This window comes from Flammeovirga sp. OC4, from assembly GCF_000812565.1.
GTDB lineage: Bacteria > Bacteroidota > Bacteroidia > Cytophagales > Flammeovirgaceae > Flammeovirga.
In genome coordinates, this window is record NZ_JTAM01000079.1 from 13,615 (window position 1) to 28,127 (window position 14,513).

Here is a 14,513-nt window from a genome sequence, read left to right on the forward strand (position 1 = left end):
TACCATGAACTCAAGAAGACAATTTATAAAAAATACAAGCATTGCCGCTCTTGGTGGCGCTATGGCTTCTCCACTTTATAGTTTCAATATTTTAAAGAAAAAGCCAGCTCCAGAAATCATTTTAGGGCATGGTGATTATCAATATAAACTCAACAAAGATTGGGCACAAATCAGCAGTGTCCGTAACCCTATTCTTAACTGCCATGAAATGGTGATGGACAGTAAAGGAAGGCTGATCATGATTGGTGATAATACCGACAACAATATCATGATTTTTGATAAATCGGGTAAGCTTTTAGATTACTGGGGCACGGCCTATCCGGGTGGTCATGGTCTGACTTTAAGCAAGGAAGGAGAAGAAGATTTTCTTTACTTGACGGATTCAGGTTGGTTCTTGGATAAAAGCGGAAAGTGGGTACATCATAACGGTAGAGTCTCTAAAACTACATTAGACGGAAGAGTCGTTTTTGATATCGGTCACCCTCAAACAGTAGGTGCTTATGAGCCGGGGGATTTATTCTGCCCCACCGAAGTCGCCATCGCACCCAACGGTGATATTTATGTGGCAGATGGCTATGGAAAAGACTACATTTTGCACTATGATGCCAAGGGGCAATTTATCAGAAAATGGGGCGGGCATAAAAACAAGGACAAAAACTACAACTTGATGAATGCTCATGGGGTAACTTTAGATTTACGTGATCCTGACCAACCACTTTTATGCTGTTCATCAAGAAGTGAGAATATGTATAAGTGGTTTACCTTGGATGGGAAATTCGTCAAAAAACTCCACCTCACCAACATGTTCATTTGTCGTGCAGTATTTGATGAGAATAACTTATACGCTGGCGTTTGTTGGTCTAGACCTGAAGATGGAAGCGGTCATAACTGGAAAAAACATACTGGTTTTGTGACTATTCTGCAAGATGACAAAGTAGTTTCCAACCCAGGCGGTACGGCGCCAATTTATAAAAAAGGTGAGCTTCAAGCTTCTTATCAGCTTCCTACTCAACCCATTCTTCACGGTCATGATGTGTGTGTAGATGAGGATAAAAACCTTTACATATGTCAGTGGAACGCAGGGCATACGGCTCCTCTGAAATTGGAGCGTATATAAATTAATAGTAATGATTTAATGCGAATCAAGGTTTCACTTGAACTACCCTATATGCTCTAACAAGATCCTTTTTTAGAAATCAGGAGATTTCTGGTGATCTGTTGGCACGGATGACGCTATCGCTTAACATCCGAGCCAGTGTCACTGATTTCCACTTCCTAGCGCAAATGTTAAGCGACAGCGTCAATTGTGCTTGAAAGATCATAAGAAGTCTCCGACTTCTAGTTGAAAACATCTATGGTTATAGAAAACAGTATTCAGTTTTATCACAAATCAATACCTCTTGATTCTCATTGAAAATTATAAATTCAACAAAATGGATTTTTCAAATTTTTCTCTCTTTATAGGTCGATTTCACCCGCTGTTGGTACACCTTCCCATCGGTTTTATCTTTATGGTTTATATCATTGAAATCGCAGAGCATTTTAAAATAATAGAGCACACCAAAAAGGTAATCAAACTGATTTTACTTTCAGGAGGCGTGAGTGGTATCATTACGTGTGTCCTAGGTTATTTCCTTGGAAGTGGTGAAAGTGACTACGATTTTGAAAGTATTCAATTGCATCAGTGGTTAGGAATTATCACAACATTGGTGGTTTTTGGAGCTTATTTTTTAAAAGAAAAAGACAATCAATTTTATAAACCTTCACTGGGTTTACTTTTTATATTACTAAGTGCAACAGGTCATATGGGTGGAAACCTCACGCATGGCTCGACTTATTTGACACAATACGCTCCTATCAAATTCAACCAACAACCCAACGAATTTGAAAGGCCTGAAATCACTTCTATTGAAGAAGCTCAAGTATTTGGTGATTTGGTCTACCCTATTCTTGAAACCAAATGCTTCAGTTGTCATAATGAAGAAAAAAAGAAAGGGAATTTATCACTGACAAGTAGAACCTCTATTCTGAAAGGTGGTAAAAATGGTGCTTTTGTGGTTGCTGGTAATTCTGCTAAAAGTAGTTTTGTAGAGCGAATTTCCTTACCCCATCATCATGAAGATATTATGCCTCCTGAGGGAAAAAAGCCTCTTTCAGATCAAGATATTGCATTGATTACATTTTGGATTGATCAAGGAATGGGCAGTTTTGATACTACCCTTGTGGCTTTGGCACCTGATGAAAAATTAGAAGAAATTGCACTTCAACGATTAGGTTTTAAAGCAAGTAAAAGTAGTTATGCCTTTGAAGCTATTGATCCTGCTATCATCACTGAATTAAGAGAGAATCATTTTGAGATTAGGGAATTGATAGTGGGAAGTAATGCTTTGGATGTTTCTATTTCCAAGAAAATCGATATTCATCAAGGCATTCAAGATTTAGAACCGATCAAAAATAATATTCTTTGGCTAGACTTAAAAGAACAAGATGTCAATGGAGAGGATTTGAAGAAAATTGGGCAATACACTCAACTTGTCAAACTCAATTTAAGTAAAACACCTATTCAAGATCATGATTTAATCGCCTTGAAAGGGCTTCAAAACTTAGAAGTTATCAATCTTCATTCTACTAATATCAGTGATGAAGGACTTGAGATTTTAAAGGGAATACCTTCTCTAAAAAAGATTTACTCTTGGAATACGAATGTGGGTAAGCAATTGGCGGAAGTACATTGATTACACAACAAAACGAATTCTAGAAATCAGGAGATTTCTAATGATCTGAAAGGTCACGATTGACACTTAAGCTTAACATTCGCTCCAATAGTCTTTCTACCCAATTAGTTTGTAGTACCTTCCTTCAAGGTCTAGATTTTTTGCTTTGTTTTTCATTAATGGAAAAATGAAGAGCAAAGAAGCTGAAAGATTTGACGCATATCATCAACTCAGAAGTGTAACCATGGGTTGATGATATTGCCTTCTACAATGGTAAAAACTAACGATTCTGATCTCAATAAAATTTTCTCCCTCTTTTTCTGCTCAATTTATTTCTACTGAAACCACCACATTAGAATACATTTGGGTAAAAGAAAAGAAATGATGAACAAATATTACTTATTAATAATTGCACTTTTTGTAATGCAAGGTGCAATGGGACAAACTTCATTTTCAACAAAGGAAATAGACGAGCAGGTAGATAACTTGATGTCTAAAATGACTTTGGATGAAAAAATCGCTCAAATAGAAGGTACTCGTTTACGTGATATTATGGTAGACGGAAAAGTTTCTCTAGAAAAATGTAGAGAGCATATACCCCATGGAATAGGTCATTTTTGTCAATTTTCATCTGGACAGGAATTACCCCCAGAACAATTAAGAGATTTAGTGAGGGAAGTTCAAAATTATTTGATGAACGAAACTCGTTTAAAAATACCTGCCATTTTTCATGAAGAAGCTATCACTGGTTTCGCGACCTACCAAGCCACTACTTTCCCTCAACAAATAGGAATGGGATGTTCTTGGAACCCCGAATTAGTACAGAAAAACACTACCGCTATTTCCAAAAGTATGAGAGAAGTGGGGGCTTCTTTTGCACTATCTCCAATGATTGATATTAGTAGAACTGCACATTGGAACAGACATCAAGAAAGCTACGGTGAAGACAGCTATTTGACATCGAGAATGGGTGTTGCCTTCGTTCAAGGCTTACAAGGTGATGACTTTAAAACAGGTGTAGCAGCAACTGTAAAACACTTTGCAGGATATGGTACGAAAAATAATTCAGTAAAAGAACTTTACGAGGAATATTTAATGCCACATGAAGCTTGTATTAAAGTGGGAAATGCAAAAAGTGTAATGCCTTCTTACGGTACTTACAAAGCTCTTCCTATCAGCATGAGCCCTACAATGTTAGATCAAATTCTTCGCAAAGAAATCGGTTTTGATGGGTTAGTAGTCAGTGACTATGGTGCCATCAATATGATTTACAAAAAATATAAAAGAGCTCCAGATCAAATGACTGCTGGTGCAATGGCTTTGAATGCTGGAGTAGATATTGAGCTTTCGTCTCCTATGACTTTCCCTTACTTAAAAGATGCTTTGAAAAAAGGATTAGTTACTGAAAAAGACATTAATCAAGCGGTAAAAAGGTCATTGACCATGAAAGCAAAGTTAGGTTTATTGGAAGACAACCCAATGATTGGTAAAGATGGAGATTTGGATTTTGATCCAGCTTCCAACAGAGCTTTAGCATATCAATCAGCTGTAGAATCTATTGTTTTACTAAAAAATGATGGCGTTTTACCCCTTAAAAAATCTACTAGAAAAATTGCTTTAGTCGGTCCAAACTCTTCTACGGTACACTGCCTTTTAGGTGACTATACATACCAAGCAATGCGTGCCTTCTGGAAGAGTGCCAAGTTTGATGAACTCAATCCTAAGTTGGTGACTCTTAAAGAAGGTTTAGAAAGTAAAGTAGGTAGAAAAGTAAGTATCCAACACGAAAGAGGTTGTGATTGGAGTGCTGCTTTAGAAGCGACAATTGATAAAGATGGTTTTGGGGATGATCGTTTAAGTAAATTAAAAATGATCTCAGTCTCAGATCTTCCTCAACCTGACTTAAAGAAAGCATTAAAAATTGCCAAAGAAAGTGATGTAATTATTGCTGCTATGGGTGAAAATATTTACCTCAATGGTGAAGGGCGATGGAGAAAAGGCATTGGTCTGCCGGGTCAACAAGAGGAATTTGTAAAACAACTAATTGCGACTGGAAAACCTGTTATTTTGGTACTTTTCGGTGGTAGACAACAGGTGATTGCGGACATTGAGAAAGATTGTGCTGCAATTGTTAACGCTTGGTTCCCTGGTGAAGAAGGTGGAAATGCTGTAGCGGATATTTTATTGGGCAATGCTAATCCTTCCGGTAAACTTTGTGTAAGTTACCCTAGAACACAAGAAAAAAAGGAGATTGATTACAAGTTGGGTTATGCAAAAGATGATCAGCCACAATATCCCTTCGGTTATGGTTTGAGCTATACTTCTTTTCAATATGATAATATCAAATTACCGAAAGAAGCAAAATTGACAGATGAATCAATTGAAGTTTCGTGTTCGGTCACTAATAGTGGTAAAGTAGACGGAACGGAGGTTGTACAGCTCTACATTTCGCCATTAGATAAAAACTCAACGATGAAGCCTATTCAACTGAAAGGTTTCGAGAAAGTGAGCTTGAAAAAAGGAGAAACAAAAGAGATTACATTTAAGGTGTCACCACAACTGTTGGCACAATACAAAAATAATGATTGGGTAGTTGAAGGAGGAAATTATGCCTTTAAAATTGGTGCTTCTTCTACGGATATTCGTTTGAGTGCTACGGTACAAATCAAAGGTGCTCCGTTGGAATTAAGAGAAGGACGTAAGGTGTTTTTCTCATCTACAACTGTTCAAGATCAAAAGCTTAATAAATAGATGATACCTATAATTCATTCATTAATTTTAGCGATAGGGGGAATTATTTTAATTCCTCTTATCGTATCTGGACAAACCAAAAAACAGCCTAATGTCATATTGATTCTTACAGATGACCAAGGAATTGGAGACTTAGGATGTCATGGAAACCCTTGGCTAAAAACACCAAACATTGATAAATTTTATGCCTCTTCCGTTCGATTTACAGATTTTCATGTAAGTCCACTTTGTACACCTACTCGTGCAGCGATTATGACAGGACAGTATCCAGTGCACAATGGTGCGTGGGCTACCTACAAAGGAAGAGATGCACTCTCTAAAAATACCACAACAATAGCAGAAGTTTTCCAATCTGCAGGATACAAAACAGCACTTTTTGGAAAATGGCATTTGGGGGATAATTACCCTGTAAGACCCACTGACAAAGGTTTTGAACATGTTGTACAACATCATGCAGGTGGTATTGGAGAACTTTCTGATCACTGGGGAAACACCTATTTTGATGATGTGTATTACGTCAACAATAAACCCCAACAATTTGAAGGGTATTGTACTGACGTTTGGTTTGATGAAACCATGAAATTCATTGAGAAGAATCAGGACAAACCTTTCTTTATTTACCTTCCACTCAACGCTCCTCATGATCCATTAATTGTAGCCGAAAAATACGCTAAACCTTACCAGAAATATCAAGAGAACAATGAAATTATAGATGCCAACCTTTACGGAATGATTGCCAATATTGATGAAAATTTTGGCCGATTTCAAAAATTCCTCAAAAAACACAAGTTAGAAGAAAATACCATCATCATCTATATGAGTGACAACGGTACTCGATTTGGCTACAGTCCTGATGGTAAAAAAGGGTACAATTACAACTTGAGAGGCATCAAGGGAGCCAAATTAGAAGGTGGACATAGAGTGCCGTTCTTTATGCAATGGGCTAGTGCAGGCATTAAAGGAGGAAAAGACATTCCGACCTTGGCTGCTCATGTGGATTTACTTCCTACTTTGGCAAACTTATGCAATATCTCGTTAGCAGATAGTCTGAAATTAGACGGCGTAGACCTATCTCCTGTATTAAAAGAAAAGGATACTAAAATAGAGCGTTCTGTATTTGTTCATCACAGACAAGATTGGCGTCCTCCAACCGCTGTACAAGGCACATGTGTCTTACAAAATGATTGGCGACTGATCAATGGAAAACAGCTGTATGACATCAAAAAAGATCCGCTTCAGAAAAAAAACCTTGCACAAGATCATCCTTCTGTCATCACACAATTATTGGAAGACAATCAGACTTTTTATCAAAAAATAAAAAAGGAAAAAACGTTTTCTGAAATGCCTTCTACTATCATTGGAAGTCCGATTCAAAATGAAGTCACCTTGACTATACAACATGCCATCGGTGAAGACAAAGGAATATGGAAATGTGAGCAAGTGGCGGAAGGATCAAAGAATAAAAATAATACTCATGCTTTGGAAGTAGTGAAACAGGGTATGTATAAAATCAGCTGCAGAAGGTGGCCAAAAGAATGGAGTGGCCCTTTGCACGGCAAACCTGAACAACACCCTAAGCATCGCTTTGAGTATGATGTCATAAAACCTGAGCTAGTACGCATAAAAATAGGGAATCAGATTCACGAAAAAGAGGTCAATGCACAAGAAGAAGAAGTTGCCTTTACTGTTTATCTAGAAAAAGGAAAGACACTTTTGGTCAATGATTTTGTGGAGAAAGGTGATAAATATGGCGTGTATTATACGTACATCTCATATCTCCCCCCTAATTAGAAGTATATCTCCTTATTATGAGTCATTTCGTTTTTAAATTTCAACATTATACGATGTGACTACTAAAAAGTATGAATTAATATGAGATTACTATTACTACAATTTTTAATTGGGATGACTCTGAACTTTTCCGTTTTTGCTCAGAAAAAACCAAATATCATTGTGATTTTTGCCGATGATATTAGTGCTAGAGAAATGCCTATATACGGTTCTTCGAAATGGAGTCCTGCACCCCAAGGCGGAAACACTTCTGATTTAAAATTCAGAGCTTCTACACCTGTAATTGATCAGTTGGCGAAAGAAGGCGTTTATGTAAAAACAGCTTGGGCCACTACGATTTGTTCTCCAAGTAGAGCCATGATGATGACGGGTCGTTATGCTCACATTCATAAATGGTGGCATCTAAAAGATAGAGGTACTTGGATTAATCCAAATGGTAAAAAAGTAACTTGGCCTTTGTATATGAGTTCTCCAAAAACGATCGGTCATATTGCCAAAGAAGGTGGTTATGCTACTTATTGGGCAGGTAAAACACAGATGAGTGGAGTGGATCAATTTGGTTTTGATGAAGGTGTTTTTACTCCGGGAGAAGTAAGAGATCGTAAAAACTTATACCCTTATAGTGACTTTAAAATCAAACCGAAAAAAATAGATGGCAAACGTGTATTAGTCAATGTAGATACAGATCAGCAGGTAAAATATTATGCACAAGATGGATGGTATTGGCAACCTCATGTACAACTTATGAATCACCCGGAAGCTCAAAATAAGTTTGAGTGGTGGCCTAACACAAAAGAAGCGAAAAAAGAGTACGGATTAAGTACCTATGGTCCTGATGTGGAAATGGAATACATTATGGAGTTTATGGAAAGAAAAACGAAAGAAGATCAACCTTTCTTTATCTACCATACCAGTCACCTTGGACATGACGGATGGAATTTCTTTAGTAGAGATACCAATCCAAAAACAAGAGAAAAATGGCCAGGAACTCCAAAAATCAAATGGGAAAATGGAAAATACACGCGCACAAAACCTCATGTAACTGGTGATGAAGGTGTATACGACACTCACAATACGGTGACTGAAGGTGGAATCCACACGCACATCAATTACTTGGATTACCAAGTTTGGCAATACATGAACAAGCTGAAAGAATTGGGTGAGGAGAATAATACCATCATCATTTTCAGTGCTGATAATGGCACAAGCAAATACGGTAAAGGTAGTTTTGTTTCTCAAAAAGGTGTACATGTTCCAATGGTAATCTATGCTCCTGGTTTTGATTTCACGAAAAAAGGTGAGCAAGACATCTTGGTCAACATTTCAGATATCCTCCCTACCGTTGCTGAAATTGCCGGTGTTGCTATTCCAAAGGATTATGAAATCAACGGTAAGAGTTTGTTACCTTATTTGACTACAAAAACAAACGAACATAGAGAGTGGATCTACTCTTACCATAAAGATAAACAATTGATCAGAGGGAAAAATGTATTGATTGATGGGCATGGTAAATACTTTGATGTTTCCAAAAACCCTTCAGACCTTATCAGTTTTCCAGTGATCACGGACTGGAGCAAAGTATCAGAAGCACATCGTAAAGAAAAAGAGATGTTGGAGAAAATCCTTCCAAAGTACGACAACTTCGATACTGAACATGATGCTCCTCAATTATAAATCAACTTTATATCAAAAAATATGAAAAATCGTTTCCTACAACTATCACTTTTACTTTACCTCTTGCCATTGGGGCTGTTTGCCCAAGTGCAATTGGAAAGTGCATTAAAAGAGGCTGCCAACGCACCCATCATTGAGGATGTGCCCGAAGCACCTAATGGATTTGTCTTTGAAAAACCAACGACAAACAACAAAATTAAATACAAGTCTTCCCTTAAATTCAACAGAACCATTTATGTAGACGCAAAAAATGGCAAGGATAAAAACGATGGTTTATCGGCTAAAGAAGCCATTAAATCATTGAAAAAATTGGGTGAAATGAAATTGACTTTTGGTGATCAAGTTTTACTAAAGGGAAATCAAACACACTTCGGTACTATTGAATTAATCAACTTGAATAAAGGTACAAAAGCGCAAAAGAAAATTCATATCGGTAGTTATGGAAAAGGAAAAGCGACGATTGATTTTAAGGGCTACCCTACAGGTGTCATGATCCAAAACACTTCAAACGTGATCGTTACAGACTTAAAAATGACTGGAAACGGTGGCCCTAGCAATGATAAATTGATGAAGCGCCCTCAGGATAAATTCAAAGACCAACGTTATGGAATTCGTATTCAATCTGATGAAACGCACAAGCATAGTTTAATGGAGGACTTTGTGATTTACAATGTAGACATCTATGATGTTTTCTTATTGAACAGTGCTGAAACTTCTCGTGCTTGTCGTCAATGGAACATGAACGATGGCGCTGGCTGGGGCTGGGGTGTATTCGGTCAAGTTTTGAAAAAAGGAAAAGGCATTAATAATGTCACTGTAAAGCATGTGACAGTAGAAAATGTTAGTCAGATGGGTATCCGTTTCAAAGGTAGTGGTAAAATAGACGGATCTGCTCCTAGAAATGTGAACAATGTACATATTGAATACTGTACGGTATACCAATCAGGTGGCCCAGGTATGCAATTCAACAGATGTAATAATAGCCACTTGAAATACAGCAGAATTACTGAATCAGGCAACAGAAACGACAAGCGTAAGTGGGGTCGTGGTAGTGGTATGTGGACTTGGGGTCTTCAGAATTTCTTGTTTGAGTACAATGTCTTCGAAGGTGCACAAGGTATTGCCGATTGCTGTGGTGCTCATATTGATTTCAACTGTAAAAATGTAGTACTACAAAATAACTTAAGCCGATATAATGCGGGTGGTTTTATTGAGATTTTAGGTCTAAACTACAACTGTTCTTACCGCTATAATATCAGTGTAAATGATGGATGGAGAAATATGAAAGACCCTGCTCAAGCATTCTGGGGTAAAGTAGGTACGCCTGGCTGTATTGTAACGGTTAATGGTCATAATCATAAAAAACAATATGAGGGTCCTTACCAAACATACATTTACAACAACACTATCATTAATACAAAGGCTGGAAACGCTCCTTATAAGAATCCTAATGTATTCAATATCTCGACTTCAAATGAAGGTTTGGTGATGATGAATAACATCTTCTGGATAGACGATAAAACAACAACAAGCTGGTCAATGCACCGTTGGAAAGATGGTGCTGATTATGATGCTGCTTTTGATTTTAAAATTTCAAAAGCTCCAAAACCAAATGCAAAGCCAGAAAAAGGTTTTGATGGTTCTGTAGCGGCCAATATCAGACCTATGAATGCGGAAGAATTGGCTAAGGTTGAACTCAATATGCGTAATAATATTTATCAACTTTATAATGAAAAAGGAAAAGATAAATACACTAAAGTTGAGAATGCATTACCAAAAGGCTACTGGGATGAGAAAGCTTTAGGAGGAAACCCTGACTTTGTAAATGAAAAAGGTTCTGATGCTGCGGACTTTGTGCCTAAAAACACGGCATTAATTTCTGCTGGTGAGAAAATCGAAAAACTGAAATCAGACAAAACTGAAAAGGGAATCTACTTCGGTGGTCTTGAAGTAAAAACGGATTTCTTCGGCAATCCAATTAAAGGAAATATCATTGGTGCCGTTGTTCCTAATGCAAAGATCAGAGATTGGTCTAAAGTCATGAAGGAAAACGACAAACCTCTTGAAAACTAATTACACTACACTGTAAACTAAATTTTCGTTAATTAATATTACTCCTTTTATGAAGGATTAATGGTAGTGTATTGTGGTTCGCGAGGACGTTGCAATGCAACGTCCCTACAGCACTGCAGTTTAGAAAATTATTATAAAACCTTTGTCTTTTAACATGTAATCAGACCATCATTTAGTAGTATCTCCCTCGGCCTTGAAGGGAAAAGCGTTAAGAATTTCATGTATTGAGCCGTTAAAAATGATTTTCTTGTTTGAGCAAAGCGATTTTAAAATCATTTAGGCGAGAGAAATGAAATTTAGCTTTTGACTTCAAAGCCTTGAATTTTTTGCTTCGTTTTTGTTTCAAGACAAAAATGAAGAAGAAGGAAGTTTGAAAGTAGATCCTATAAATGCTGGCAGAAAGGCTGATTGAAAGTTGACGGAAATTGAGTTTACAATGTACTAATTAATAATAAGGAAGAGTGATGAATGGCGGGTGATGGTAAAATTGTCGTTTGCATTACATAAAAACTATTTCACTTGTCATTCTTCACACTTCAATCTATCAACAAATAAATCGCAACTTATTGAAATGAAAACAAACAAAACTATAATCCACTACTTACTATTACTAATGATTGTAGGAGGTAGTGCTTGCCAACCGACATTTGATAATAAGGAAATCAAAAACGATACAGCTTTCCCTTTTATCCTTCCAAAAGAAAAGCCTACAGACAGACAGTTGAGTAGAGCCATGGAAAGAAATTACTCTTACCCTGCGGGCCGTCCAGAGGATAATGAGTTGTATTCTCAATTCAAATTCACTGAACTAAAAGGTTTTGACTACAATGATCACGACGGTACAATCTCTAGAAGAGACCCTTCGAAAGTGATCTTTGAGAATGGTCAATACTATGTTTGGTATACAAAAAGAGACACTCCTACTCCACCACAAGGACCGGATTTATGCAACGATACCATTCCTTCGAGAGACTGGGATTTATCTGAAATTTGGTACGCTACAAGTAAAGACGGTTTCACTTGGGAAGAGCAAGGTGTAGCAGTGCCTCGCCCTCCAAAACCAAATGTGGGTTGGAGATCGGTGACCACTACGGACATCTTAAAATGGAAAGGAAAGTACTATTTATACTACCAAGGATTTATGCAAGCAAGTGGTAAGCGTGGGGACGACTGTCCTGTGGCGGTCTCTTATGCGGATTCGCCTGACGGTCCTTGGACGCCTGCCAACAAAATTGTAATTCCAAACGGTAAAGAAGGTGAGTGGGATCAATATTCTATCCACGATCCTTACCCATTGGTCTACAAAGGTAAAATCTACTTGTACTACAAATCGGACTTTGATGGTGATCCTAACTTAGTACGTATGCAAGGATTGGCTATCGCTGACAATCCATTGGGACCATTTAAAAAACACCCATTGAACCCAGTGATTACATCAGGTCATGAAACTACTTTGTTCCCATTCAAAGAAGGTATGGCTGCGTTGGTGATCAGAGACGGTAGCGAACATTATACGATCCAATATGCTGAAGATGGCGTCAACTTTGACATTGCTTCTATTGTATCATTAATGCCAACAGCGGCAGGTCCATACGTTCCAGATGCTTTTGATAGCAACGGAAATGGCCGAGGTATTTCATGGGGTATTTCACACTTTACCAACGTTACAACTTGGAAAGAAAATCACGCAATTATCGCTCGTTTTGATTGTGATTTAAGCTTAGATGTCAACGATCCTGATATGAAGAAAACACACAATTACTTTAAGCCAAGTGTGTACTTCTCTAAAGGTTTGAATAAGAAACAAAAAGCACGTATTGCCAGAGAAAATGAGGCAATATTGAAAGCTTCAAAATAATATAATTTGAATAGTTAACAGATGCTTGTGACGCTTATAACTTAAAAATAAAACAGGTAATCTTTAAAAAAGCAGAGGATATGATGTCTTCTGCTTTTTTTGTGTGGTTTTAGGGATATATAATTTCAGCCCATAGTTATACTTGATTTTATAAGGCCTACTTTTATATCGCAAGTGTTTAGCCGATAGGCGTCACTTGTGATGATACATTGGCGAAGTCTCCCGACTTCGAAATAAATAAAAGTGTGCATTTATATTCGAAGTCAGGAGACTTCGCCAATGAGTGGTTCCAAGTGACGCTCACGCTTAACACTTGAAACAGGCTGATTTTTATTACAATAATAGGTTTTGCGACTGCCCGAGAATTAAAGTTCCAAGTCACACTTTAAGCTTAATACTTGAACCAAGTTAAAGATGATTAAACCATCTATCAAAATGCTATACAATCGTCTTTGGTTACCAATTTCCTTCTAAAATTATCTTTGTTGGGAAAACATCTTGAAATATTAGCTATTCTATCAAAAGAATCATCTCTTCCATTATCATCAATATGATAATGAGCATATATTTTCTTACAATTTTGATGAGTGAATATTTCTTTTAATAAAGTCCTATCGGATGCTCCACAAGAGTGACCAATAACAATAACATCATAAGCATCTATATCAATGTAATTGTGTATTTTTTTAATTTTATCATTTTCTTGATATTTTAATGATTTGATATACTTCAACAAATCATTATTCTCTTTACTTTCTAACTCTTTATATTTATCACTTTCTTCATTTCCAAATCCGAAAAGAGCTTGATCACTAAACTTCTTAAATAACTCTCCATGGATATTTACCATTGTGCCAAATTTGTCTAAAGTCGCTCTTAATATAAGATTTAGAGTTTTGGTATAATTAAAGTTAACTACTAAAAAATCAGTATTCTGAAACGATGTGACAATTTCTTTCGGATAACAATCTCTAATTAAATGATTTTTAGACTTGACCTCTTCAGTTAAATAATCTACTAATAAATCTCTAACCTCTATAAGATCTATATTCAGTTTTTCCTTGTCATCAAATTGAACTTCAGTTATGACTTCATTCGTATATTCTATTTTTTTTACAATTTCTCCATTTAAGGCTCTAAAATATTCCATCTCTATATCCACCCAGTTTTTTGAATTTTTATAGATAATATGACCCAAAAATGGATTTTTAAACCTGACTACAGTCTTTATATTTTGGTTATCAATATACTTTATCTCTTCACCTTTTTCTCTAGGAAATAGCTCAGACACAGAATATTCACCGGATTTTGATAATGGCTGACTCTGCCTCATTAATAACAATTCATAAAATTCATTTGAACGAATATTTTCCTCTCTTAAATTATCATTTATAACATGAGGTCTAGCATATACTCCTTCTACTCTCACACTATTTTCATTAAATATAGATGCAATAAATTGGCTATAACTTGATCTTAAACCACAAGATAAATCAAAACCATTTCCAAGTATTACTAATTTTCTTTCTTTGTTCTCTGTTTTATTTGCCATTACTTATTAAAGATTATTGCTTTAATAAAGATCCGAAAAAAAGACTTCTAGTTAAACTAAATCCTTGTCTACTTTTATCATCTTTAGAGATTTACTAATA

Annotated in this window: 8 protein-coding genes; 7 read left to right on the forward strand and 1 reads right to left on the reverse strand. The window is 36.5% G+C overall.

Going from position 1 to position 14,513, the window contains the following annotated elements:
* Positions 1-4 precede the first annotated feature (4 nt).
* From PL77_RS25730 to PL77_RS25760, 7 genes are all read left to right on the forward strand, one after another.
* Positions 5-1,117 (forward strand): twin-arginine translocation signal domain-containing protein, encoded by a 1,113-nt coding sequence (locus PL77_RS25730; RefSeq protein ID WP_052444732.1) that lies wholly within the window; start codon positions 5-7, stop codon positions 1,115-1,117.
* Positions 1,118-1,433: 316 nt separating this feature from the next.
* Positions 1,434-2,735 (forward strand): c-type cytochrome domain-containing protein, encoded by a 1,302-nt coding sequence (locus tag PL77_RS25735; RefSeq protein ID WP_044211673.1) that lies wholly within the window; start codon positions 1,434-1,436, stop codon positions 2,733-2,735.
* A gap of 360 nt (positions 2,736-3,095) precedes the next feature.
* Positions 3,096-5,465 (forward strand): glycoside hydrolase family 3 N-terminal domain-containing protein, encoded by a 2,370-nt coding sequence (locus tag PL77_RS25740; RefSeq protein WP_044211687.1) that lies wholly within the window; start codon positions 3,096-3,098, stop codon positions 5,463-5,465.
* A complete protein-coding gene (locus PL77_RS25745; protein ID WP_156152543.1) occupies positions 5,466-7,256 on the forward strand; it encodes an arylsulfatase in 1,791 nt (596 codons plus the stop codon). It abuts the gene before it with no gap.
* An 81-nt stretch (positions 7,257-7,337) separates the two neighbouring features.
* Positions 7,338-8,930 carry a sulfatase-like hydrolase/transferase gene (locus tag PL77_RS25750; protein WP_044211674.1) on the forward strand — a complete coding sequence of 531 codons (1,593 nt, stop codon included), beginning with the start codon at positions 7,338-7,340 and terminating at the stop codon, positions 8,928-8,930.
* 21 nt (positions 8,931-8,951) lie between these two features.
* Positions 8,952-11,003 carry a right-handed parallel beta-helix repeat-containing protein gene (locus PL77_RS25755; RefSeq protein ID WP_044211675.1) on the forward strand — a complete coding sequence of 684 codons (2,052 nt, stop codon included), beginning with the start codon at positions 8,952-8,954 and terminating at the stop codon, positions 11,001-11,003.
* A 571-nt stretch (positions 11,004-11,574) separates the two neighbouring features.
* Positions 11,575-12,861, forward strand: coding sequence for a family 43 glycosylhydrolase (locus tag PL77_RS25760; protein WP_082026738.1), 1,287 nt, complete (start codon positions 11,575-11,577; stop codon positions 12,859-12,861).
* Between the two features lie 430 nt (positions 12,862-13,291).
* Here PL77_RS25760 and PL77_RS25765 read toward each other — a convergent pair whose 3' ends face one another.
* Entirely contained in the window at positions 13,292-14,413 is a 1,122-nt protein-coding gene (locus tag PL77_RS25765; RefSeq protein WP_044211677.1) for an AbiH family protein, read from the reverse strand.
* Between the last annotated feature and the right edge of the window lie 100 nt (positions 14,414-14,513).

Coding starts and splice junctions, on each gene's coding strand:
- PL77_RS25730 (WP_052444732.1), top strand. CDS start 5: ATGAACTCAAGAAGACAATTTATAAAAAATACAAGCATTGCCGCTCTT.
- PL77_RS25735 (WP_044211673.1), top strand. CDS start 1,434: ATGGATTTTTCAAATTTTTCTCTCTTTATAGGTCGATTTCACCCGCTG.
- PL77_RS25740 (WP_044211687.1), top strand. CDS start 3,096: ATGATGAACAAATATTACTTATTAATAATTGCACTTTTTGTAATGCAA.
- PL77_RS25745 (WP_156152543.1), top strand. CDS start 5,466: ATGATACCTATAATTCATTCATTAATTTTAGCGATAGGGGGAATTATT.
- PL77_RS25750 (WP_044211674.1), top strand. CDS start 7,338: ATGAGATTACTATTACTACAATTTTTAATTGGGATGACTCTGAACTTT.
- PL77_RS25755 (WP_044211675.1), top strand. CDS start 8,952: ATGAAAAATCGTTTCCTACAACTATCACTTTTACTTTACCTCTTGCCA.
- PL77_RS25760 (WP_082026738.1), top strand. CDS start 11,575: ATGAAAACAAACAAAACTATAATCCACTACTTACTATTACTAATGATT.
- PL77_RS25765 (WP_044211677.1), bottom strand. CDS start 14,413: ATGGCAAATAAAACAGAGAACAAAGAAAGAAAATTAGTAATACTTGGA.